This window comes from Carnobacterium sp. FSL E2-0243, assembly GCF_038003605.1.
Taxonomy (GTDB): Bacteria; Bacillota; Bacilli; order Lactobacillales; family Carnobacteriaceae; genus Carnobacterium; species Carnobacterium maltaromaticum.
On record NZ_JBBOPM010000001.1, the window covers coordinates 1,865,507 to 1,891,174 of the forward strand.

The 25,668-nt window shown below is 32.8% G+C and carries 20 protein-coding genes; 6 read left to right on the forward strand and 14 right to left on the reverse strand.

Going from position 1 to position 25,668, the window contains the following annotated elements; translation table 11 throughout:
• Positions 1-27: 27 nt before the first annotated feature.
• The 5 genes from MHI00_RS08745 (at position 28) to MHI00_RS08765 (ending at position 6,603) form a co-directional block, all read left to right on the forward strand.
• Positions 28-1,875, forward strand: coding sequence for a P-loop NTPase fold protein (locus tag MHI00_RS08745; RefSeq protein WP_341112852.1), 1,848 nt, complete (start codon positions 28-30; stop codon positions 1,873-1,875).
• 925 nt (positions 1,876-2,800) lie between these two features.
• Positions 2,801-3,679 (forward strand): helix-turn-helix transcriptional regulator, encoded by an 879-nt coding sequence (locus MHI00_RS08750; protein ID WP_341112855.1) that lies wholly within the window; start codon positions 2,801-2,803, stop codon positions 3,677-3,679.
• A gap of 154 nt (positions 3,680-3,833) precedes the next feature.
• Positions 3,834-4,703 (forward strand): tyrosine-type recombinase/integrase, encoded by an 870-nt coding sequence (locus MHI00_RS08755; RefSeq protein ID WP_341112857.1) that lies wholly within the window; start codon positions 3,834-3,836, stop codon positions 4,701-4,703.
• Between the two features lie 74 nt (positions 4,704-4,777).
• Positions 4,778-5,032: a DNA-binding protein gene (locus MHI00_RS08760; RefSeq protein WP_341112859.1), complete on the forward strand. Its 255-nt coding sequence runs from the start codon at positions 4,778-4,780 to the stop codon at positions 5,030-5,032.
• Positions 5,033-5,610: 578 nt separating this feature from the next.
• Entirely contained in the window at positions 5,611-6,603 is a 993-nt protein-coding gene (locus tag MHI00_RS08765; protein WP_341112862.1) for a choloylglycine hydrolase family protein, read from the forward strand.
• 124 nt (positions 6,604-6,727) lie between these two features.
• On the opposite strand, the gene lrgB is transcribed toward MHI00_RS08765, so the two are convergent.
• The 10 genes from lrgB to parE all read right to left on the reverse strand — a co-directional run bounded on the left by lrgB (position 6,728) and on the right by parE (position 20,675).
• Complete coding sequence (lrgB, locus tag MHI00_RS08770) at positions 6,728-7,411, reverse strand: antiholin-like protein LrgB (protein WP_015076314.1); 684 nt, start codon at positions 7,409-7,411, stop codon at positions 6,728-6,730.
• A gap of 1 nt (position 7,412) precedes the next feature.
• Positions 7,413-7,856, reverse strand: coding sequence for an antiholin-like murein hydrolase modulator LrgA (gene lrgA, locus MHI00_RS08775; protein ID WP_010052894.1), 444 nt, complete (start codon positions 7,854-7,856; stop codon positions 7,413-7,415).
• Between the two features lie 177 nt (positions 7,857-8,033).
• A complete protein-coding gene (locus MHI00_RS08780) occupies positions 8,034-8,768 on the reverse strand; it encodes a LytR/AlgR family response regulator transcription factor (RefSeq protein WP_056998770.1) in 735 nt (244 codons plus the stop codon).
• A 1-nt stretch (position 8,769) separates the two neighbouring features.
• Positions 8,770-10,521 carry a sensor histidine kinase gene (locus MHI00_RS08785; RefSeq protein WP_317914098.1) on the reverse strand — a complete coding sequence of 584 codons (1,752 nt, stop codon included), beginning with the start codon at positions 10,519-10,521 and terminating at the stop codon, positions 8,770-8,772.
• Between the two features lie 156 nt (positions 10,522-10,677).
• Positions 10,678-11,604, reverse strand: a complete 927-nt coding sequence (locus MHI00_RS08790) for a manganese-dependent inorganic pyrophosphatase (protein WP_010052899.1) — start codon at positions 11,602-11,604, stop codon at positions 10,678-10,680.
• Between the two features lie 27 nt (positions 11,605-11,631).
• Positions 11,632-12,579 (reverse strand): LysR family transcriptional regulator, encoded by a 948-nt coding sequence (locus MHI00_RS08795; RefSeq protein ID WP_010052900.1) that lies wholly within the window; start codon positions 12,577-12,579, stop codon positions 11,632-11,634.
• Between the two features lie 105 nt (positions 12,580-12,684).
• Positions 12,685-13,443 (reverse strand): pyruvate formate-lyase-activating protein, encoded by a 759-nt coding sequence (pflA, locus tag MHI00_RS08800; protein WP_010052902.1) that lies wholly within the window; start codon positions 13,441-13,443, stop codon positions 12,685-12,687.
• 66 nt (positions 13,444-13,509) lie between these two features.
• Positions 13,510-15,756, reverse strand: coding sequence for a formate C-acetyltransferase (pflB, locus tag MHI00_RS08805; protein ID WP_341112876.1), 2,247 nt, complete (start codon positions 15,754-15,756; stop codon positions 13,510-13,512).
• Positions 15,757-16,198: 442 nt separating this feature from the next.
• Positions 16,199-18,670: a DNA topoisomerase IV subunit A gene (gene parC / locus MHI00_RS08810; protein ID WP_341112881.1), complete on the reverse strand. Its 2,472-nt coding sequence runs from the start codon at positions 18,668-18,670 to the stop codon at positions 16,199-16,201.
• Positions 18,660-20,675, reverse strand: a complete 2,016-nt coding sequence (gene parE, locus MHI00_RS08815; protein ID WP_010052906.1) for a DNA topoisomerase IV subunit B — start codon at positions 20,673-20,675, stop codon at positions 18,660-18,662. The genes parC and parE overlap by 11 nt, the downstream gene beginning before the upstream one ends.
• A gap of 290 nt (positions 20,676-20,965) precedes the next feature.
• Between parE and plsY the strand changes: the two genes are divergently transcribed.
• Positions 20,966-21,619 (forward strand): glycerol-3-phosphate 1-O-acyltransferase PlsY, encoded by a 654-nt coding sequence (gene plsY / locus MHI00_RS08820; protein ID WP_180948793.1) that lies wholly within the window; start codon positions 20,966-20,968, stop codon positions 21,617-21,619.
• A gap of 70 nt (positions 21,620-21,689) precedes the next feature.
• Here plsY and MHI00_RS08825 read toward each other — a convergent pair whose 3' ends face one another.
• The 4 genes from MHI00_RS08825 to hslV all read right to left on the reverse strand — a co-directional run bounded on the left by MHI00_RS08825 (position 21,690) and on the right by hslV (position 25,560).
• Complete coding sequence (locus MHI00_RS08825; RefSeq protein ID WP_341112888.1) at positions 21,690-22,568, reverse strand: aldose 1-epimerase family protein; 879 nt, start codon at positions 22,566-22,568, stop codon at positions 21,690-21,692.
• 183 nt (positions 22,569-22,751) lie between these two features.
• Entirely contained in the window at positions 22,752-23,561 is an 810-nt protein-coding gene (codY, locus tag MHI00_RS08830) for a GTP-sensing pleiotropic transcriptional regulator CodY (protein ID WP_010052909.1), read from the reverse strand.
• 22 nt (positions 23,562-23,583) lie between these two features.
• Positions 23,584-25,002, reverse strand: coding sequence for an ATP-dependent protease ATPase subunit HslU (gene hslU, locus MHI00_RS08835; protein WP_081039692.1), 1,419 nt, complete (start codon positions 25,000-25,002; stop codon positions 23,584-23,586).
• 18 nt (positions 25,003-25,020) lie between these two features.
• Complete coding sequence (gene hslV / locus MHI00_RS08840) at positions 25,021-25,560, reverse strand: ATP-dependent protease subunit HslV (RefSeq protein ID WP_010052913.1); 540 nt, start codon at positions 25,558-25,560, stop codon at positions 25,021-25,023.
• Positions 25,561-25,668 lie beyond the last annotated feature (108 nt).

Consider the following 25,668-nt stretch of genomic DNA (forward strand, 5'->3'; position numbering starts at 1 on the left):
TAATAAAAGAGATTGGTCGTGTGTAATGTGGATCCATTATTGGAACGAAATAATCATATTGTTAAGTATTTAGACAGATATATAGTAAATAAAAAAAATAAATTTGCTGTAATGATTGATGGTGAATGGGGCACGGGAAAAAGTTACTTTGTAAAAAAATATATTGAATTGCAAAATGAATCTGAAAGAAAAATATTTACTATATCAGCTTTTGGGTTAAACGAAATTATTGAATTAGAAAACCTTATTATCGACTCAATATCTGGTGAGTCTGGTATCATAAAAAAAGCAATTAGAAAGTTTGCTGGTAATACAAATTTAGATATAAATTTAGGATTTGTTGGAACAAAAATAAGTGGAGAGGAATTATTAGAAAATTTCAAAAAAAGCATAGAAACTGAAGTGAAAAAAAATGGAGATTCTCTAATAATAATAGATGATTTTGAAAGGACAAATATTAATTTTTCTGAAATTCTAGGATTTTGTTCGCGTTTAATATTTGAAAATGATATGAAAGTTGTTCTTGTTTGTAATGAGTCAAAATTAAGAATTAAAAAAGAGGATAACACAGAAAACAATAATAATAATTTGTATTTTGAATTTAAAGAAAAAGTTATTGGGAAAACATTTATTTTAGATTCTGATGTCGATACAGCATTTAAAGCTTTTTCTGATGAAATAATAGTAGAATGCAAAATTGAAAGCTCTGAAAAAAAAGACTTAGTTTATAATTCAATGGATAAGGTAAATGAAAGGATTAAGGAAGTTGTTGTGAATAAGAACAACAATTTAAGGGTTTATCAATATGCACTAAGTGATATGATATATTTTATTGAAGAAGTATTCAACCACGCTTATATTACGGAAGATTTTATTAGAGAAAATCACGAATACTTTGAAAAAATTATTTACATGAAAATGGTAACTTACCTCGCAGATAATGGTTTTTTCTACCTTAAAATGGCAAATGGAGAAAAATCAAAATTAAATAGTACTAATTTTATTAATAAGTTTTTTGTTACTCTGGGTATGGACGCAAGTATTCCACTAATGGAGAAATGGGACTCGATAAATTTAGGAGGTGATTTTAGCAAGTACGCTGATCTAATAAAAAATGAGATAGAGGTTAGGAAAAGCGAAACAATAGCTGAAAATTCACCCATGAGCCAAATAAAATATTTTTTAGACAATTTGTATGATCTGGTAATTTGTGGTATTACTGACATTGCTCATATAAAAGAAAATATTTTAAGAAGTGATTTCTATGATATCGGCGAAATGTATCATTATTTGTGTATTGTAGCTTTTTTAAAAGAAAAAGATTTAATTAATTTGAATGTAACGGAAGAATTTAATGAGTTTTTGGGAAAGAACAAAAAATTTAGAACAAGATCTACTTTTGATAATAATACTACAGGATATCTGGGTTATGCTTTTCTATTACCAAATGTGCAGATGAGCGAATTACTTAGAGTTAAAGAGACATTAATTATTGAGAACGCTACTTTTTATCAGAAAAATGAAGAAACTTTACTGAAAAGTTGTGAATCTATAGTTGATATTAGTAATATAATTGAAGAATTAAAAACTAAAAGCATTCCTTTAGTGATAAATATAAGTTCAATCTTCGATGATAGAAACTTGATTCTTCCACCAAAAAAAATTGTAGAAGAACTTATTAATACTAAATATTCAATCAGTGAAAATTTTTTAAATTTACTCAATCAATCCCAAGTAATGAATACACTGCCATTGCTACATGTAATAAAGAACGAATTAACAATTATTAAAGGTGAAAATCCTAAGTCATTTAATGACATTAAGATTGACAAGTTAATAATAGACACTCGCATTTTTGAAAAAGAATTTGAATGAGGTATGTGTGGTGATGACTGCTGTTGTTTTTAGTATAACCTTGAGCGGTCAAATACTATGTTTTGAAATTTAATAAAAATTAAAATAAGATCAACTAATATTTACTAGTGGATCTTTGGAATACCAAAATTTATTAATATTAATAATGTGTTTTACAGTTTGACAAAACAGTTTTTGAGACTGTCATATCTTACCTAAAAAAATAACCGTATTTTTAATGATAGGCAAAAACATTTGTTTATGCCTGTTTTGAAAAGTTAACTAAAAGAGAATATTTTTAGGTTTAGATGTTGGCAATACTTGCAGCAAAATAAAATTGGCATTAGATGATATTTTTCATTCTAACAAATGACAATAGGGTATACTTTATTGTCATTTTCTTTTGAGCTTATTTTAAGACCGTTCTAGAGTGTAGTTAGGGTGGTCATTAACAAAATTTTTTTGGTATATATGTTATACTTGACTTTGTAAACTACAATTACTAAACAGATTCAATAAAAACTTAGTTAAAGATAAGTTAATCAAATTTAATCAGTATAAAAATGATTGTCGTGGAATATGAGCTGTAAAGTTATAAATACTCTTAAATGCAACCAGTTAATTAATGAAGAACTAATTGAACATAGTGTACTTGATATTGCTTATTTTTAAGTATCGTTTTAAATTTAATGTCTCTTCATAATTGGACATGAAAAAAGATAAACTAATCAAATTTGACTAGTTTATCTTTTTTTCATGTCCAATTAGCATTTCCAAATGGCGAAATTGTAGGGATTTTTGAGGTGATATTTGCTATTTGATTTTGAAAATCATTCATTTTTTCACCTCCAAATAATAATTTTTCTTTATATTAGTTGTTCTACTTCTATTATTTATTATTATATAGTAATATAGGAATAATACAATATAATAAAAGGGGTGCAGGTTGAAAAAATTAGGGGATTTTATAAAAACTACGAGAATTAAAAATGGTTTAACACAACATCAATTAGCGAAAAACATATGTACTCAATCTACAATTAGCAATATTGAGAATGGAATTACAATGCCTAACTTTATTACACTGGAGTTACTTGCTGAGCGACTAAAAATTAGATTAGATGAATTCTATATAACTGATGAAGCTGCAATGACAAATGAATTATTCACAGAAGTGAATAGGTTAATTGAACTAAATCAACATAAAAAAGGGTATTACCTACTGAGAGAAAAATCAAGTGAAATTGATTTAACTTCAATTCAAGAAAAAAAACTTTTCTATTACTATTTGGGAATTACTGAACTAATCGGATTTTTCCGCTATGAAGAAGCTGAAAAAAATTTTAATTTAGTATTAAATATGAAGCTCGAGCAAGATTTTATTAATGTTTTGACTTTTTGTGGACTTGGTATCAGTTCATATATGCAAAATAATTTAAAAATGGCTATGTCATACTTTGATGTAACTGTAAACCAAGCTAAAGACTTTTCAGATATCAAAGAGCTTGCTAAGGTATATTATAATTCAGCAAAGTTTTATAGCTCTCAAAATGACTGCTACAAAGCAATTAATTTAAGTGAACGAGGGATTCAAGTTATCAGAAATTTAGATATAAAGTATCATGCTTCATACTTATACTATGAATTAGCAAATAATTTAGCCAGAATAGGTAACTTTGAAGATGCAGCACTAAATTATTTCTATGCTTCATCATATGCCATAGAAAGCAATATAATGACAGTAAAAAAAGCAATAATTGAGGATATAAAAGAATTCAATTTACAACAATTTGATTATATAAAGAAATTAGAACAAGATATTTAGCATATTTTGTTCTTTTTATTTGATAATATATCATATCTCAATAAATTATTTTTAAAGCGATATTCAATTTTAAAAAAACTCACCTAATGTTAAACTTTACTTATTATTCAATTTATTATTTTCTATATCATTTTTGATTAAGGGGGAGTCCAATATGTTTAACAATGATGAGTGCGTTAATTTGTATATTGATTATTTAAAAGCTAAAAATTTGAGTTCTAAAACAATTACCAAAAGAAAAAGCACTTTAAAAAGATACTTATTTTTTGTGAAATGTGTTGATATTAACAAGAATCAAAAAAGAGAGTATTTAGAATATCTATTGCTAACATGTAAAAAAAACACTGTAATGTCATATGTTAGCGATTTAAGAAATTTTTACGATGTTTTAATTACTTTTTACGATTTTAAATTAGAAAACCACTTCAAAGAAATTAATATGAAAACTGGTTTTAGAAACGTAGAATTCTTTTATAAAGAAGAAATAGAAAAAATAGTATTGGATATGGAGCAATCAAAAAATGTAACAATGTTCCAACGATTTATTTTTGAATTATTATACGACACTGGCATTAGAGTTACTGAGTGTTCTGATATTAGGATTAATGACATTGATTTAAAAGATAGGGTGATAAGAGTACGAGGGAAGGGAGGTAAAGAGAGGTTGGTTCTTTATGGAAAATGTTTAGAACCCTATCTAATTGACTACTTAAATTTCAGGTTATACCTCTTAAAATTCAATAAAAAATCACATTCTTATTTAATGGTTGACATGAGAACCGCTAAAAAACTAAGCTCTAATAGAATTTATAGTGAAATTTCTAATGTTGGGAAAAAGTTGCATATCAGCATAAATCCACATAAATTAAGGCATTCGTTTGCTACACATTTACTCCAAAATGGCGCTGATATACGGACCATACAAGAACTACTAGGACATTCTAGCATTTCATCAACTAAGATTTATACACACGTTCAGTATAAAGAAAAACAAAAAGCCATAAAAAAATATTTATTTAGGTAGTTAATGATTTAAACAGATCGTTTATATGCTATAATTAGAGCAAATTAAGCGTTTTGTGAGGTGCAAATAAATAAATGTTATATCTATCAGATGAAATCATTAAACAGCAAATTATAGCCCAATTGAATGAATATGTTATGACTCAGCAACAAGTTTCTGAATATCTTAATGTTAAAACTACTAATTTAAGTAAATTATCTAAAGATAGAAAATTAGAACCATTTCATAAACTACCAAATGGAAAGCAACATTTAAATTTGTACTACAAATCAGATGTCGATAAATATAAAAAATACCTTGATACTATTAGGGAAAATAGAAATAATTGATTTTATCAATAAAAACACTTGACATATCTTCGTAGAATATGTAAGATGTAATCAAGATATGAATTTTAACGATTTCTGAAAATCGAAACAGGGTAGCCGCAACATTCGCTGCCTTGTAAAAGATTTTATATTCTAGTTTACATAATATATATTATACAAAGTAGACTGTCCATTAAAAATATTAATTTATAGCATTTAACTTGCCCTTTAACTATGAATCACATCCTTTTTTTAGTACGTAATCTTTATTTGAGGCTTAATTTAACTGTTTTATGTAAAATAACTTGTTAATCCAATAAAAAATTAAAACAAGTTCATAGGAGCTTATTTTAATTTTGAATACTTCCTGGCTTACTATCAGCTTTATTCTAATTTATAACTTTACAATACAACCTGTTATCCTAGTCTATACAAACAGGTTCTGTTATAATTATAATTAAAGTAACAATCGATTACTGTTTCTAAACCACCCTCACCTAACGAATTTCCAACTTCATTGCGACATAAATTTTTTTAATAGTTTTTGTCTTTGTAACAGTTTCTATTGTAGTTATACTAAAATTTAAGGAGTGATTATGATGTGTACGTCTTTAATTTACCAATCTAAGGATCAATCAAATTTTTTATCAAGAACAATGGATTTTGCATTCGAACTAGATGCCTCTCCTGTATATTTACCAAGAGGTTACGTGTTTAAAAGTAATATTGTGTCTAATGTCACATATAAAAGCAAGTATGCTTTTTTAGGTGCTGGGCGTAAGTTAGAAGACTATTTTTTTGCTGATGGTTTAAATGAAAAGGGGCTTTCAGTTTGCGCTCTCTATTTCAGTGACTATGCTGAATACAATCCTTCACAAGAACCAGGAAAAGTAAGCATAGCCCCTCACGAGCTAGTATCTTGGCTTTTAGGAAACATTGCATCAATAGATGAGTTAAAAAAAGAAGCATCTAATATAAATGTTGTTTCTGCTAAAAATAATTTATTAGATGTTGTTGTACCACTGCATTGGATTGTCGCAGATCAAACAGGCAGTTCAATCATTATAGAAATTACTAAGTCTGGAATGTCAATCTATGATAATAAAGTTAGAGTTATGACTAATTCCCCAGACTATCCATGGCATTTGGCCAATTTAAATCATTATTCTTTTTTAAGTAATCAATTAAAACCAGCTAGTCATTTTTATAAATTTAAACCTAATTCAGGTGAGCTTGGTAATGGTGCTTTTGGTATGCCAGGTGACTATACATCTGAATCCCGTTTTATAAGAACTGTTTTCAATGCTGAATTTACAGAACCTGGCAAAGATAAGATTTCAGCTATCAATAGTTTATTTCACATTCTCTCATCAGTGTCTATTCCGAAAGGGGTTAAAGTAAAAGAAGATGGTACACTTGATTACACACAATATACAGCAATAATGGACGTGACAAATTTAGATTACTATATGTCATCTTACGAAGATACTTATCCATTAAAAATTTCTTTAAATTCTAACTTAATAAGTCAGACCGAACCAATTGTGTTTGAGTCAAGTAAAGTTCAACAATTTAATGTACTAACACCCTAATACTATGGAAAATTCCCATTAAAAATCTTATTTAAATGACTAGAAACAAATACAGCCAACAACGTATATGTTGTTGGCTGTATTTGTTTTGCTGACTGAAAATCAAACCATCTTAACTTATAAGTTATAATCCGATAAATACAGCAAATGCTGGAACAACAATTACCGTAACTACACCAACTACCACCACGGCGATACTTGCCATTGCTGCTTCGACTTCGCCTAATTCAATTCCGACAGCAACTCCTAAGGCATGACCGCTTGCTCCTAACGCTAGTCCTCTAGCAATTGGATTTTTAATCTTGAATTTTTCTAATAAAAATCGTCCTAAAGCATAAATTATCACAGCATTGAAAATCACAGCAAATGAAGTGATTGCAGCAATACCACCAATGGATTCAGACAGCGGAACTGCTATAGCGGTTGTTGATGCTTCAGGTAATAAGGATGCCATAATCGATTGATCTACATGGATTATTCCTGATAAAATATAAACAACTGCGACTGATCCAATTGATCCGACAATAATAGCTGAAACAATTTGTACCCAATATTTTTTCAAGACATCTACCTGTTTATATAATGGAATTGCAAATGCTATTGTGGCAGGTTCTAGAAAAAAACTAATCATTTTGCCGCCACTACTGTATTCAGTATAACTAAAATGGCCTACTTTTAAAAAGATAATCCCTAAAACCATTGCCACAAATAAGGGTGTAAATAGGAAGAAACCGTTTGATTTCTTAAAAAGAAACGTACCAATTCCAAATGCTACCATTGAAACAATAATCCCAAAATATGGAGTCATATCACTTCACCTCGTCTAATTTTTTATGTGTTCTCTTAATAGAAAAAAGCGATTTCAATCCATCCCAAGAGAAAGATTGATTCTTTTTTAAGTTTAAGAGTGCTGTTGCTGTCCAACCAGTAATAGCAAGTAATATAATTGTGGCAATAATAATAATCAAAACAATTTGCACACCATATTGTCCCATAATCCCTAATGAATTCATAACCGAAATACCTGACGGAACAAATAGAAAACTAATTAGTCCTGTTAAACTATTTCCCAAGGATTCTACTTGTTCTAACTTAACTATTTTTAAGCATAATGCGATGAATAATAAAATTAAACCCATGACTGAAGCTGGCATTGGAAATGGTAAAATACCTACAATCAGATTAGCTAGTAACATAATAAAGGCAAAAACAAATGCTTGTTGTAAAAACGTATAAATTTTCTTTGTTTCCATAGAATATCGCTCCCTTAATATCTTTTGATACTCTTATTATACTATCCTCCCCTTTTTTTATACGCTTTCAACGTTGGAATGACAGAATATTCAGCTGAGTTGCCAAAATCATCTGGTGAGTGACCTTATTCAATATAAAAATCCACTAGAGAAATCAATTTTGACTTCTCTAGTGGATTAATTTAGTCCTATTTCTTCTTTAAGCTGTTTGACATAAGAACGGCTAACGGGAATTTTATCCCCATTTTTAACAGTAACTTGATAGGTATGATTAAACCAAGGTTGAACTTCTTGGATGGCTTCGCGATTTACAATAAAACTACGATGAGTTTTAAAGAAAAGCGTTGAATTTAATCTGCTTTCTAGATGAGTCAATGTTTCATTCGTATCAATTTGTTGCTGCTTCGTAATGATATGGCTTGCACCGTTATCGACACTTATATATAAAATATCGCTTAGTGTAATCACAAAAATTCGTTCATCAGCTTGAATAGCAATCTTCCCATTTATTTCTCTAGCCAGGTTTGTTGTTTCTTCACTTGTGCTTAGATGAGAAATAGCAGAATGGCTTTTTTCAACTGCTTGTCTCACCCGCTCTTCCTCAAATGGTTTTAAAATATAATCAATTGCATCAACTTCAAAAGCTTTTAATGCGTATTCATCATAAGCTGTAGCAAAAACAATTTTTGGGGGATGGTTCATTTTCTTGAATTTATCTGCTAAATCAAACCCGCTTTCATCTGTTAAATGAATATCAAGAAAGACTAAATCAGGTTTTTGATTGACCATTTTTTCTAATGCTTCTTCAATTGACTCTGCTTTATCAACAGAGATTACATTGGGATGCGTTTCAACTAGATAAGCCAACTCATCACGAGCTAAGGGTTCATCGTCAACAATTAAAATATGCATATCACCCCTCCTCCCTATCTAGTGGTATTTTTAATAACACAGTTGTTCCACCCGTTTTATTTTGAATAAAATGTAAACTAGCTTCTAAACCAAATAAACCAACTAAACGTTTATTTAAATTTTCTAATGCAGTCCCTGTCCCTTTTTCAGACTCAATGACTTCTTTCCCAACCTTTTCTACACGATCTAGTGGGATTCCAATTCCGTTATCTGAAACTTGAACAAGCACAAAATTTTCTTTCTGTTCCAATTGGACAACAATCTGATTATCTGTTTTACGATTTCCAAACGCATGGCGAATGGCATTTTCTACTAAAACCTGAAGTAAAAATGGTGGCAATAATAAAGTTTCTAAATTTGGATCAATATTGAAGGTTACTTGAAAACGTTGTGGAAAGCGTGCTTGTTCTAATGATAAATAGGCTTCTACATGTTTTAACTCAGCAGTTAAAGGAATTAACACCTGACGTGCACCTTGTAAGTTAGCTCTAAAATAAGTACTTAACTGAAGCAATAACGTACGCGCTTGTTCAGCATTTTGTCGCATTAAAGCCGATATAGTATTCATTGCATTAAAGAAGAAATGTGGATTCACTTGAGCTTGCAAGGATTTAATCTCGGCATCCTTTAATAACTTTGATTGAATTTCCGCTTCACCTAACTCTAATTGACTTGAAAAAATAGTACCTAGTCCTTCTGCTAATTGTTCTTCTACGTGGGTCAATTTTGTTGGATCTGTAAAATACATTTTTAATGTCCCAACGACTTGGTTCTTTGATATCAATGGAATCACAATTGCTGCACTTAATTGACAAGTAGGATTGCTACATCCAATTTGATTTTTAGACTTTGCAATAGCCAATTGGCCATTTTGCAACACATCTTTGGAAAGTTCAGTAATCACTTCTAATTCAGGAATATGATGGTCACTTCCAGCTCCAACATGGGCTAATATTTGGTGGGTATCTGTCATACTAATAGCTGCAACTTTAGTATATTGTTGAATGATTTTTGCAACTTGGCGACAAGAACTTTCTGTTAGACCTTCCCTAAAATAAGGTAGGGTTTTTGCTGCTAAGTCTAGCACGTCATGGGTTTGGACAGCGCGCATTTGTTCTTCTTGTTTAAGCGTCGATGTAATAATTGATAAGAAGATAAACGTTCCGATACTGTTTAATAATATCATTGGAAAAGCAATAAATTTGACCAATAGCCAACCTTCTAAAAGTGTCCCACTAAACAAAAATACAAATAACATCTGCACTAACTCCATTAAAGCTCCGATGCCTGCTGCCTGAATAGGTGATGGAAACTGCTTTTTCCTAGCAAATCTAGCGCCAGCTAAGCCAGAAAGAATCCCGACAAAACTAGATGAAAACAAATAAAATAAAGAGGTTCCTCCACCTTGAATTACACGATGCATACCCGCAAGTAAACCCACTCCTAAACCAACAAAAGGGCCACCAATTAGTCCTGAAACACCTATAGTTAACGTTCGAGTATTAGCAATTGAAGCATTGTCTGATAAGACTGTCAAAAAATCTGTTGAAATAATTTTATTTGCTGTAAGTTCAACCCCAGTAAAATTAGAAATAATTGCAAACAAACCAAAAACAGCCATTAATTGTAATTTAGAACTTAAACGTTCGCGATTTAATAAAATAGTTTTGAAATAAGTCACATTAACTAACAAGTAAGCTAATAAAATAATTAAGCCAACTCGTTCCATCATCATAATAAATAAACTAAACATTCGTTACGTCCTTTCCAAAAAGTACTCTATTTAGTTTACCATGGTTTATAAGAAATAAACAATTGTATGATTAATTTTATCTTCTTATTTAAAATAAAAATCACCTGAAATCATTATTTTCAAATGAATCCCAGATGATTTTATCTTTAAAGTTGTTTAGCTTAAAGCTTCTGTTAATTGAGGAACGACTTGTTTCTTACGTGAAACAACCCCTTTTAGTAGTGCTTTATTATCTGTCAATGTTACGTTGAAAGCTTCTTCAACAGCAGTGATTGGATTCCCTAAAGCTAAAATAACGGAATCACTATCTAAAATATTTGTTACAACTAAAATAAATAAATCAAAGTTATTTTCTGCCATCTCTTTAAGCATAGTTGCTTCAATTGCAGCTTGTTTGTTAAAGACATCCTCAATAGCTACTGTGTTGACTTGAGCAACACGGACATTTTTAGCTCCCATTGGGAAACTTTTAGCATCCATATTTAATAACTGTTCAGGCGTTTTATCTGCTAAATTTGTACCAGCTTTCAATAAATCTAAACCATATACGGCTAAATCAATTTCACTCATGATAGCAAGCTCTTTAGCGGCTTTTACATCCTCTTCCGTACAAGTAGGTGATTTAAATAATAAACTGTCTGAAACGATAGCAGATGCCATTAATCCAGCAATTTCTTTAGGAATCTCGATGCCATGTTCTTTGTACAATTTCAAAATAATTGTATTTGTACAACCAACAGGTTCAGCACGGTAATATAAAGGATTTGCTGTTTCAAAATTAGCGATTCTGTGGTGATCTACAACAGCTAAAACTTCAACTTCACGAATATCTGCCACACTTTGTTGGAACTCATTATGATCAACTAACATAACTTGCTTAGTTTCATTCGCAACTGTTTCGACAATTCTTGGTGCAGGTACATTAAAATAATCCAGAGCAAATGCTGTTTCTTCACTGATTTCACCTAATGAAACAGCTTCTGCATCTACTCCTAATTGTTTTTGTAAATACGCAAAAGAAATAGCTGAAGTGATCGCATCTGTATCCGGGTTTAAATGTCCAAAAATTAATACTTTACTCATTAAAAAAACTCCTTCAAAATTTAAATTTTATGATTTTAAGCGGGAAATATAATCTGACTCACTCATATAAGCATCAAATGACTGTAAGAAGTTAGCGATGCGTGGAATTTGATCTTTGTCGCTTCGGAAAACAAATGACATTGTAAATTTAATTGCTGGCTCAAAAGGAATGGCTTTTAGCTCAGCTTCTTTTTCATGGGCCTTGATAAATGAATTTGGTAACGCCGTATAACACTCAGTTGCGTTACTAAATTTATATAATTGTGCTGGAGTCGTATAGTTTCCAGCTACGACCGGTAAGTCTGCCATTTGATTTTTAAAACTTTCTTTCAATACTTCATTGATATAATAACTATCTGGATAGGTCACCCAACGTTTACCAGTTGTATCTTTCATTTTAATTTTTTTCTTTTTATCTAAATTTTCATCATGGTGTAAAAATAAAATTTCTTCATCCATAATTTTTTTAGATTTATAAGGTTTCCAATTTTTGATACTTTCATCTGGTAAGTACATAATCGCTAAATCAATTTTGTTATTCTCTAATTTTTCCCAAATTTCATTGCGTGGCAACATCATTAATGCAATTTCAACGTCAGGAAATTTGTTAAAATAATTAATAATAAAATCAGTAAATACTTTATCTTCAATTGAAGATAATAAGCCAATTCTGATTTTTCCAATAGTTGCACTGGTTGTTTGTTGAATTTCATCTGTGGCAGCATTTAAAATGTCATAGACTTCATGAGTCGTACGTAACATTGTTTTACCTGCATCAGATAAATGTAATTTTTTTCCAACAGAATAAAATAAAGGCGCACCAGCAATTCGTTCTAATTTTTTTATTTGTTGAGTTAATGCTGGTTGCGTAATCCCTAACAATTGAGCCGCTTGTGTATAATTCATTGTATCAGCTAACTGTAAAAAATAATTTAACGTTTTAGATGAAAAAATATTGTCTGACTTTGTTTTCATACAATTGACTCCTTTTTATAATAAAATTCCACTAATACTATGATAATCAATAAACAGAAAAAGAGCAACAAAAAGTTGCTCTCTTCATTAATTTTTTCTTATATACTAATTTAAATATCCTGTATAGTCAGCTGTTTGTAGGATTTTTTTCGCATTATTTACACGTTCAGTCGATGGCGTTTCAATTCCCTCTAAAGGATAAGGAATACCCATTTCTTGATACTTATATAATCCCATTGTATGGTAAGGCAATACTTCAACTTTCTTAACATTATTCAGTGTTTTAATGAAATCAGATAGGCGAATTAAATACTCATCATAATCGGTTCTCTGTGGGACTAGAACGTGTCTAATCCAAACAGGTTGATTGATTTCAGATAAATACTTAGCCATTTCTAGAATATTAGAATTACCTAAACTAGTTAAAACTTTATGTTGTTCATCATCAATATGCTTAATATCAAATAGAATCAAATCTGTATATTTCATCAATTCTTCAAATTGACTAAAGAAAGGTTCTTCACGTGTAAATGGTTTGCCACAAGAATCAAGGGTTGTATGCACACCTGCTGCTTTGGCCTTTTTAAATAAATCAATTAAAAACTCCATTTGCAATAAAGGTTCTCCACCACTGACTGTTATACCACCATCTTTACCCCAATACGTTTTATAACGTAAGGCTTCTGCTAGTATATCATCTGTTGAACGTTCTTTTCCGCCACCGATTTTCCAAGTATCTGGATTGTGACAAAATTGACAACGCATCCGGCATCCTTGTGTAAAGACGATAAAACGAACTCCTGGTCCATCTACCGTGCCAAAATTTTCAGTTGAGTGAATTGTACCGATTACAGGTTGTGACATAATTGCTCCTCATTTCTTTGAATAAAAAGAGATGACCGGAGCCACCTCTCTTATCTAATTTTTTAATTATAAACGATCATGTGAAGTTCTAGCAATAACATCTGCTTGTTGTTCAGGTGTCAAGTCACGGAATTTAACTGCGTAACCAGATACACGAATTGTTAAGTTAGGATATTTTTCTGGATGTGCTTGAGCATCAAGCAATAACTCATTTGTAAAGACGTTGACGTTTAAGTGGTACCCACTATTATCAAAGTAACCGTCCATCACGTTTCTTAAGTTATCAATTCTTGTTTCTTCATCTTTACCTAAACCAGTAGGATTGATTGTTTGAGTATTTGAAATTCCATCTAATGCACAACCGTAGTTTAAGCGAGCAGTTGAATTAAGTGAAGCTAATAATCCATTCTTTTCACCTAAGAACGCGCCATCTTGATAACTTGGGTTTGCTCCTGGTGCTAAAGGTTTACCTGCACGACGACCATCTGGTGTATTACCAGTAGCTTTACCATAAACAACGTTTGACGTAATTGTCAATAGAGATGTTGTTGGTGTTGAATTACGGTATGTGTGTTGACGTTTAATTTGTGTCATAAAGTAATCAAGAATCCAGTTTGCTGTTTCATCTGCTTCTTCTTGATCGTTTCCGTAAGTTGGGAACTCATTAGTTGGTTTGTAATCAATTGCTAAACCATTTTCGTCACGAATAACTTCTACATTCCCGTGTTTAATTGCCATCAAGCTATCAGCAGCATGAGAAATACCTGCAATACCAGTTGCAAAAGTACGTTTCAAGTCACTGTCCATCAAAGCTAATTGTGGTGCTTCATAAGCATATTTATCATGCATGTAGTGGATTACATTTAATGTATTTACATACAATTCTGCTAACCAATCCATGATATCTTTGTAGCGTGAAATAAATTCCTTGTAATCTAGTGTATCACCAGTCATTGGTCTGAATTTAGGACCAACTTGTGCTTTAGTCATTTCATCAACACCACCGTTGATTGCATAAAGAACGGCTTTAGCTAAGTTCGCACGAGCACCAAAGAATTGCATGTCTTTACCAACTACAGTTGCAGATACACAACAAGCAATTGCACAGTCATCAGATCCCCAATTAGCGCGTAATAAATCATCATTTTCAAACTGGATAGAAGAACTTTCTTTCGCAATTTTAGCAGCAAATGTTCTGAAACCAGTTGGTTCTTTAGAAGAATATAAAACAGTTAAGTTTGGCTCTGGAGAAGGTCCCATATTTGTTAGTGTATGCAGAATACGGAAATCATTTTTAGTTACTAATGAACGACCATCTAATCCCATACCAGCAATTGATAAAGTTGCCCAAATTGGGTAACCAGAGAATAATTGATTATAGTCTGGCGTACGTGCAAATTTAACCATGCGTAATTTCATAATTAAATGATCAATCATTTCTTGAGCATCAAATTCAGTAATCAAGCCAGCTTCTAAATCACGTTGGATATAGATATCTAAGAAAGCAGAGATACGACCAATTGACATAGCTGCTCCATTTTGTGATTTGATTGCTGCTAGATAACCAAAGTATAACCATTGGATTGCTTCTTTAGCTGTTTCTGCTGGTTGAGAAATATCAAAACCGTATGAAGCAGCCATTTCTTTAATTTGACCTAAAGCTCTATATTGTTCAGAAATTTCTTCACGTAAACGAATAACGTCATCAGTCATGACTTTATTCCCAGTGTTTGCATGGTCTTTCGCTTTTTGTTTCATTAAGAAATCAACACCGTATAAAGCAATACGACGATAATCACCAATGATACGGCCACGACCATAAGCATCTGGTAAACCTGTAATGATTTTATTTTTACGAGCTGCACGCATTTCAGGAGTATAAGCATCAAAAACACCTTGGTTATGTGTTTTACGCCAGTCCGTAAAGATGCTTGTCATTTCGTCATCTACTTCAAAACCATTTGCTGTCAATGCATTGTTTGCCATGTTAATTCCGCCAAATGGCATGAAAGCTTGTTTCAATGGAACGTCTGTTTGCAAACCAACAATAGTTTCTTCTTCTTTAATTAAATAGCCTGGTTTATGAGAAGTGATTGTTGCAGGAATATTGTTATCCATATCATAAACGCCATTTTTTTCATGTTGAACGTCAAATAATTCTTGTAGTTTAGTCCATAATTTATCTGTACTTGGTGCAATAGGTTCTAAAAATGAATCGTCACCTGTGTATTCTGTGTAGTTTGCTTGGATAAAATCTCTTGTGTTAACCGATGTTCTCCATTTTTCGCCTTTGAATCCATTCCATTGTTTCATAATAAAATGAGCCTCCCGATAACTGTTTTTTTGTTTTTAATTGAACTTTTAATTTAATGTAACAGCTCTTACAAACATAGTATAACACGTCATAAAAATAAAACAAGGATTTTTTACGAATTTTTCGTACAATCTTTTGTTTTAATAACGAAAAAACGGTACAAACGTTGATAAATAAGTATAATAAGTATGTGAAATTATTATCCAACTTAGAAGTAGAACGGATATTTTTTTCTAATAACAGCTTTTCTGTTATATTAAAAACGATTAAACTGTACTACAATAGATTAGTTTAAGCATGAAAAATTGCACAAAAAGTAATACAGAATCACGAATCAAGTTCAACATTGAACTTGATTCGTTAGAAAACTGTCGCCTATTAGTGTTAATTGCAAACAAAAAAAGTTTAGAAACAGTCATTCCTGTTTCTAAACTTTAAAAATTAATTTTTCCCATTATCCTTTACAATTACAGGATAAGGTAAAATGATTTGACAATCTTGTGGCTCGCCATCTGTTGTTTCGTCTAAAATAAAGGAACCATTTGAATAACGATCACTAACTTGATAGCTATCTGTATTCACAATAAATTCTTTGCCTTTAGTGGTGACAACGTTAATGGTTGTATCTTTCTCCACTGCCTGCATGAAAATCATACGGTGCGGATTTTTTTTCAATTCTCTCAAGACAAGTAATCCACGTTTAGCACGTCCTAAAATATCAAACTCACTTACGTTCATCTTCTTAACAGCACCACGTTGAGTTAACATCACAACGTTTGTTCTTGTCGAGTCTGTAGCCATTAAAATGCCATTGACAACATAATCATGCTCTTTCAGGTTAATCGCTTTGACACCGGCAGCTTTAGTGCCTACTACTGGGACTTCCGATAACGGATAACGTAAACCAAATCCACGATTCGTTACTAAAAAGACATCTTTATTAGCAGGATTTTCAGAATAAACAACTTCAATCAGATGATCATCTTCTTGCTTCAACTTCATCGCAACGGTTGCTCTCGTCTTATATCCACGACCAGCAACAAAATCGGCAACTGCCGTTTGCTTAATCATGCCGGCTTTCGTAATAAAGGTAAAGGTCGCCTCTGGTAAATAATCAACTAAGCCAATTGTTTTAACAATTGTTTCATCCATCGCTAATCCGATAGTTTGGGAAATATGCTCGCCAATATCTTTCCATCGTAAGTCTGCAATTTCATGAACAGGACGATAAATTAAGTTACCATTGCTTGTAAACATTAATAGATGATTTAATGTGTTCATCTGTTTAACAAAAATTGGTAAGTCTCCGTCTTTCAATCCAATCTCTTCTGGTTTAGAAGCACTATAAGAACGCAAACTACTGCGTTTTAAGTAGCCTTCACGCGTCACTGACACAATTACTTCTTCTTGTGAAACAAGAACCTCAGTGTCGATTTTAAGCTCTTCTATTGCATCTTGAATAATGGTTCTACGAGGAGTTCTGAATTTTTCTTGAATCTCCTTCAATTCATTTTTCAAGACACGCGCCATTTCTTTTGGACTATCTAAAATTTTACGATAAGAAGAAATGCTGGCTGCCAATTCTTTGGCTTCTTTTTCCAACGCAGTAATATCCGTATTAGTTAAACGATATAGTTGTAAAGAAACAATGGCTTCTGCTTGAGGTTCTGTAAAAGCAAACTCTTTAATTAAATTTTCTTTCGCATTTTTCTTATCTTTACTACTTCTGATAGCCGCAATCACTTTATCTAAAATCGACAAAGCTTTAATTAAACCTTCAACAATATGTTGTCTCGACTCTGCTTTAAATAAATTAAAGTTAGTCCGACGAGTAATAACCTCACGCTGATGTTCAATATATGCAGATAACATTCGCACAATACCGACTTGTTCAGGGCGTTTTTTATCAATCGCAACCATATTAAAGTTATACGAAACTTGTAAGTCTGTATTTTTTAACAAATACGTTAAGATACCTTCAGCATTTGCGTCTTTTTTCAATTCAACAACAATTTGTAAACCTGTTCGATCAGATTCATCACGAACTTCAGCGATTCCATCAATTTTTTTGTTTAGACGAATTTCATCCATACGCTTAACCATCACTGATTTGTTCACTTCAAAAGGAATTTCAGTAATCACTATTTGTTGTTTTCCACCACGTAAATCTTCAATGTGTGTTTTAGAGCGAACGATAACTTTGCCTTTACCTGTTTTATAGGCTTGGCGAATGCCATCGATTCCTTGCAAAATACCACCAGTTGGGAAATCCGGTCCTTTCAAGTGGTGCATCAATTCTTCAACCGTAGCTTCAGGATTATCAATTAAATGAATTGTCGCATCAATTACCTCACTTAGATTATGTGGGGGAATATCTGTTGCATAACCAGCTGAGATCCCTGTTGCCCCATTTACAAGTAAATTAGGGAATTTTGCAGGTAATACAGTTGGCTCTTTGTCTGTATCATCAAAGTTTAATACGAAATCAACCGTTTCTTTTTCAATATCACGTAGTAATTCAGCTGAAATTTTTGATAAACGTGCTTCTGTATAACGCATTGCAGCAGGTGGATCTCCATCCATACTCCCATTGTTTCCATGCATTTCCACTAGAACTTCACGTAATTTCCAATCTTGACTAATCCGTACCATAGCTTCATAGACACTTGAGTCTCCATGAGGATGATAGTTACCAATTACGTTTCCGACTGTTTTGGCTGATTTTCTAAAGCCTTTTTCTGATGTGTTTCCCTCAACATTCATCGCATATAAAATACGGCGTTGAACAGGTTTTAAACCGTCACGAATATCTGGAAGTGCCCGCTCTTGAATAATATATTTAGAGTATCGTCCAAAACGATCACCCATTACTTCTTCAAGGGTCAGTTCCTGAATATCAGATCTAATTTCCATCTTCAACACTTCCTTCTGTTTCAAATAACGCTACTTGTTCATTGCTCGCTTCCATCATTTGGCTATTTTCTAAAATACTACCACCGTCTTCTAACGAGAACTCAACATGGGATTCAATCCATTTACGACGAGGTTCAACTTTATCCCCCATCAAGGTAGAAACACGACGCTCTGCTTGTGCAGCATCATCAATTCGCACTCGAATCAACGTTCTTGTTTCAGGATCCATTGTCGTTTCCCATAGTTGATCGGCGTTCATTTCCCCAAGACCTTTATAACGCTGTAAAATGTAGCCTTTTCCAACTTTTTTTGTTTTCGCTTCTAGCTCGTCATCTGTCCAAGCATATTCAATTACTTCTTTTTTGCCAATGCCTTTTGAAATTTTATATAAAGGCGGCAAAGCAATATAAACTTTCCCTGCTTCAATAAGAGGTTTCATATAACGGTAGAAGAAAGTCAGCAACAGAACTTGAATATGTGCTCCATCTGTATCGGCATCGGTCATGATAATAACTTTATCGTAATTACAGTCAGCTAAATCGAATTCAGCACCAACACCTGCACCGATAGTATAAATCATTGTATTGATCTCTTCATTTTTTAAAATATCTTGTAGTTTAGCTTTTTCAGTATTAATTACTTTCCCACGTAATGGCAAAATAGCTTGGAATTTCCGATCGCGTCCTTGTTTAGCAGAACCACCAGCGGAATCTCCTTCGACTAAATAAATCTCATTCCGTTTAGGATTACGACTTTGAGCCGGAGTTAGTTTACCAGATAGTAAAGATTCGTTTTTCTTGCGCTTCTTGCCATTTCGGCTTTCTTCACGTGCTTTACGAGCAGCGTCTCTAGCTTCACGCGCTTTTAAAGCTTTACGAACCAACATTTGGCTAGTTTCTCCATTTTCAATTAAATAGAAACCAAGTTGCTCCCCTACAACAGCATCAACTGCAGCACGTGCTTGTGGTGTACCTAATTTCCCTTTGGTTTGTCCTTCGAATTGAAGTAAATCTTCGGGGATACGTACTGAAATAATTGCCGCAAGTCCTTCACGGAAATCACTACCTTCAAGATTCTTATCTTTTTCTTTTAACAAATTGACTTTACGCGCATATTCATTGAAAGCTTTTGTTAATGATGTTTTCATCCCAGATTCGTGTGTTCCACCATCTTTAGTCCGGACATTATTAACAAATGATAAAATATTCTCTGAATATCCATCGTTGTATTGAAAAGCAAATTCAATTTCAATTTGATTGTTTTCACCAGAAAAATAGGCAACAGGATTTAAATGATCTTTTTCTTCATTTAAATACTCAACAAATTCTTTAATTCCTTCTTCATAATGAAAAATCTCACTTTTTTCTGTACGTTCATCAATTAATTCAATCTTTAGTCCTTTTAAGAGAAAAGCAGATTCTCTTAAACGTTCAGATAAAATATCATACGAATAGTTGACGGTCGAAAAAATAGTTGTATCTGGCTTGAAATGCACAGTTGTTCCATTTTTTTCTTTTGTATTTCGAATTTTTTTCAGTGTGTCAACTGGAATTCCGCCATTTTTAAAGCGTTGTTCATAAACGACACCATCTCTCACAATTGTAACAACTAGCCATTCAGAAAGAGCATTTACAACACTTGCTCCAACCCCGTGTAAGCCTCCTGAGGTTTTATAGCCACCTTGACCAAATTTACCCCCAGCATGCAGGACAGTAAAAATAACTTGAGCAGTGGGAATTCCAGACGCATGCATACCAACGGGCATACCACGACCATTATCTTTCACACTGACGCTAGTATCTTTGTGTAGCGTAACAGTAATTTCTGTACCATAACCTGATAAAGCCTCATCAACTGAATTATCAACAATTTCATAAACTAAGTGATGTAACCCACGGCTATCAGTTGATCCAATGTACATTCCTGGACGTTTTCTAACGGCCTCAAGTCCTTCAAGAACTTGGATGGCTTCATCGTTATATTCCATATTTATTTTTTTCGGCATCTTCAAAACTCCTTAGACGATAGAAACTAGCGCTAATAGTTAGCGCATCTATACAATGATACTCTATCTTTTTGATAATGAAAAGTCAAATCCTTTATTTTAATTGAAAAAACTAACATTCTTTCACATTTTCAGCTAAATTTAAGTAAAAATGACTGTTTTGTACTTAGATTCTTATTTATTTTTTTATTTATGAATCATTAACATACTCTTCGCCATTCTAAATTCATTCCTTTTTTCTATTTAAATCGTATAAATAGCTAGCCAATACCCATGTAAAATGCTAAAATATGGCGGAACGCAATTTTTTATTTAAGGAGCGAGTTAATTTGCTTGAAATCTGTATTATGTTAGTCATCGCCTACTTATTAGGCTCGATTCCTTCAGGTGTTTGGATTGGAAAAATTTTCTATCACAAAGATATTCGCAACTTTGGTAGTGGGAACTCTGGAACAACAAATACGTACCGAGTTTTAGGAAAAAAAGCAGGAACAGCTGTGTTACTAATGGATATTTTAAAAGGAACCTTAGCAGCAAGTTTACCTTTCTTTTTCCACAGTGATGTCAATCCTTTAATCATTGGCTTAGGAGCCATTGTTGGACACACATATCCTATCTTTGCTCAATTCAAGGGTGGAAAAGCTGTTGCTACAAGTGCTGGGGCATTATTAGCCTATAATCCTCAATTTTTCGTTTTTTGTGCCTTACTCTTTATCACGCTAATCTACGTGACTAGAATGGTTAGCTTAGCTAGCATTATTGCGGTTTTGATTATTGCACCTGCTAGTTGGTATTATCATGATCCAATCTTAACCACCATCGCTTCAATCTTGATGGTCTTTATCATTTTAAGGCATCGTGGCAATATTACTAGAATCTTAGATGGAACTGAAAACAAAGTCCCCTTTGGACTGGGCTACAAAAAAAGTAAAAAAACTGAATAATAATGAATAAAAAACCTTTTATCAACAATTTTTTACGTTGATAGAAGGCTTTTTTAGTCGAATCGTTTGTCTAACTAACGGTAATATCAAATTCGGCATCAAACTGTTGAGTCGGTTCTAAGCTTTGAATACCTAATTTTTCTTTTAGATTTCCGTTGGCATCAAATGTATCTGCAATTCCAAACCAGGGTTCAATACATACAAAAGGCGCATCCGTTTTGGGTGGTGACCACACACCAACATACGGGAAGTCAGTAAATTTAACAGACACACTATGAGGTGTTTTTTCAGACTTAATTGTAAAAATATTTTCGCCTTTTACTTCATATATCAAGGCATCATTATCAAATAAATGACGACTAAGTGCAATATCCGTATTTGTTTGAGCTAATGTTTTAGCTGGCGTATTTAGATAAGCCCCTGTCAAAGGAATGGTTGTTCTTGTTTTTCTAGGTGAAAAACTCAAGAAATAATCTTCAAACACCGTCTCTTTTGTCAAAGGGATATTAAAGCCTGGATGAGCACCAATTGAAAAATAAAGTTTTTCAGTCGAGCTTGGATTTTCAACCGTATAGTGAGTTGTAACTGTTTCTCCCACTAGGCGATGCTGAATCTTTAACTTAAAGTCAAAAGGATAAACACGTTTTGTTTCAGTTGTTGCACCTAACTCTAATGTTACAGATGAATCATCTTGTTCAACTATTTCGAAGTCCCCATCACGTGCAAAACCATGCTGATTCATTGGATAGCTTTTCCCATCAACTTGATAGCTATCTTCCTTTAAACGACCGACAACAGGGAATAAAACCGGTGCATGTCGTCCCCAATAGGTTGGATCCGCTTGCCATAAATATTCAATTCCTGTCTCTTTATTTTTAATGCTAGCTAATTCAGCACCTTTAGTTAAAATAGTGACACTAATTCGTTCATTTTCTAGTTGAATCGTCATTTTTTTGCCTCCTTTTTCATAGGTACATGTACTTTCTAGTCGCAAAATAGTCATTAAGTTCATACAATTAAAATTGATTATAGCACAAAATGAGTAATTAAACATGACAGGTTTTGGAATTATCTTGATAGAATAAAAAGTTATCTTGGTTTAAAGACAAGATAACTTTTTACGGGTAACCTCTTAATAAATTTGTTCTTTAGCTAATTCTTGAATAAATTTAGAGTTATTGACTCGGATGTAAGTTCCCTTCATACCCAATGAACGAGAATCGATAATCCCACCTGATTCTAACTTTCTTAATGCATTAACAATAACTGAACGAGTAATACCAATCTTATCAGCAATTGTGGAAGCAACTAAACGCCCTTCCGTTCCATCTAACTCTTCAAAAATAGCTTTAACAGCTTTTAATTCGCTATAAGACAATGTTTTGATTGCCATCTGAACAATTGCTAAGCTTCTTGTTTCTTCCTCAATTTGATTCGATTTTTGATTAAGGATTTCCATTCCCACAATTGTCGCACTATATTCAGCTAAAATTAAATCACTATCTGTAAATTCACGTGATATTCGAGCTAATATAATCGTACCTAATCGCTCTCCAGCAGCATAAATTGGCACTAAAGTTGTTAAACCATCCGCAACTAAATCACGATTCTCAATTGGAAAAGCCGTATAATCACTTTCAATCCCAATATTCGCCTTGGTTTCAGTAATGCTTAACATACTTGTTGTATAGTCTTGTGGAAATTTCTTATCTTGCAACATTTGTTTCACACGTTCATTATTAATCTCATGCTTTTCATTAAAACCTAATAACCGACCTTTTTCACTAATCAAGTAGGTATTAGCATCTAATGAATTGCCTAAAATCTCCACCATGCTGTTAAAAGGTAAGGAGCCAGATTTAGCGACTTTAGCTGAATCAATGCCACCTTCTTGTTGTAGCATGCTGTTAATTTGACGCATTTTCAAAAGTAATTCGTTCATTTTCATTCCTCCATCAATCAACTTATAAAATGTAACGACTTAAATCTTTATCTGCAACAATATGTTCTATTTTATCATTTACATAGCTTTCTGTAATGGTAATATCCCCCATGTGCATATCTGGTGCTTCAAATAATAAATCTTCTAATAATTTTTCAAGAATCGTGTGCAAGCGTCTAGCACCGATATTATCTGTTTCATGGTTCACTTGATAGGCAATTTCAGCTAAACGTTCGATTGCTTCAAAAGTAAAGGTCACGTTGATATTCTCAGTACCCAGCATCGCCACATATTGTTTAACCAACGCATTATTTGGTTCAGTTAAAATTTTAACAAAATCACTAGCATCTAAATCATCAAGTTCCACTCGGATTGGAAAACGTCCTTGTAATTCTGGAATTAAATCGCTTGGTTTCGAAACATGGAACGCACCAGAAGCTACGAATAAGATATGATCTGTTTGAATCGTGCCATATTTTGTACTAACTTGTGAGCCTTCAACAATAGGTAAAATATCACGTTGTACACCTTCACGAGAAACTTCACCACTTTGCCCAGCTTTAGATGTAATCTTATCAATCTCATCAATAAAAATAATCCCAGTATTTTGAGCTAATCGAATCGCTTCTGAATGAATATCTTCTGGATTTACTAACTTAGATGATTCTTCTTGAATAAACAATTCCAAAGCTTCTTTCACCGTTACTGTCCGCTTTACTTTACGTTTTGGTGTTAAAGCACCTAAAGTATCGTTTAAATCAATACCCATCTGCTCTAAACCAGCATTCATTGGTGAGTTAACTGTTTTCTTACGTTCCTCAACCTCTACAGTCAATTCACGTTGGTCTAGCAATCCATCACGAATTTGTTGCGCAATAACCTTGCGATTGGTTGAAATCTGTTCAGTGACTTCCTCTTCAGGCTCCTCTGCCATTTGGTTCATATTCATTCCCATATTATTCATCATGCTTTCAAAAGGATTGGTTGATTCAGCTTTTTTCTTCTCCTTTTTAATACCAGGAACTAACAATTTAGCCAAACGTTCGACAGCTTTGTTCTCAGCTTTAGTATATACATTTGAATATTGTTGTTTTTCAACAATTTTAATTGCATTTTCAACTAAATCTCGTACCATTGACTCTACATCGCGACCAACATACCCAACTTCAGTAAATTTAGTAGCCTCAACTTTTACAAAAGGGGCTTGAACTAATTGCGCCAAACGACGAGCAATTTCAGTTTTACCAACACCAGTTGGCCCAATCATCAACATATTTTTAGGTGTTACTTCTCGTTGCATTTCTTCATCCAATTGCATTCGACGGTAACGATTACGTAGCGCAACTGCGACTGATTTTTTAGCTTGATGTTGCCCAATAATGTATTTATCCAATTCAGCAACTATTTCTTTTGGAGTCATTTGCATATTTGTATTCATCATAAATTCAGCACACCCTTCTTATAATTCTTCAACAACAATATTATGATTTGTAAAGACACAGATATCCGCAGCAACCGTTAAACTTTCCTGCGCAATTTCTTGAGCAGAAAGATGTTTGCCGTGTTTTTTCAATGCTCTACCAGCAGATAAAGCGTAATTTCCGCCAGAACCGATAGCTAAAATACCATCATCCGGTTCAATGACCTCACCGCCACCACTGACCATTAACATTTCATCTTTATTCATAACAATTAATAGAGCTTCTAACTTTTGCATAGCCCGATCCGTGCGCCACTCTTGAGCCAATTCAACTGCAGCACGTTTTAAATTTCCTTTATATTCATTTAACTTACCTTCAAATTTCTCTTCCAAGGTAAAAGCATCCGCTACACTTCCAGCAAATCCAACTAAAACTTCGCCATTATAAATACGGCGAACCTTTCTAGCAGTGCCTTTCATAATAACAGATTCACCCATTGTCACTTGGCCATCACCAGCCATTGCTGATTTACCGTTGTGCTTAATTGCAAATATCGTTGTTGCATGAAAAGTTGTCATTGTATTTCCTCCTTATATAAAAAGCTTGTTGAGTCGATTAGCTCCGGCAAGAAAATAGGAAAAATTGATATGGCGATTTTTGCCATCTCGAATTTTTATCTTTTTCTC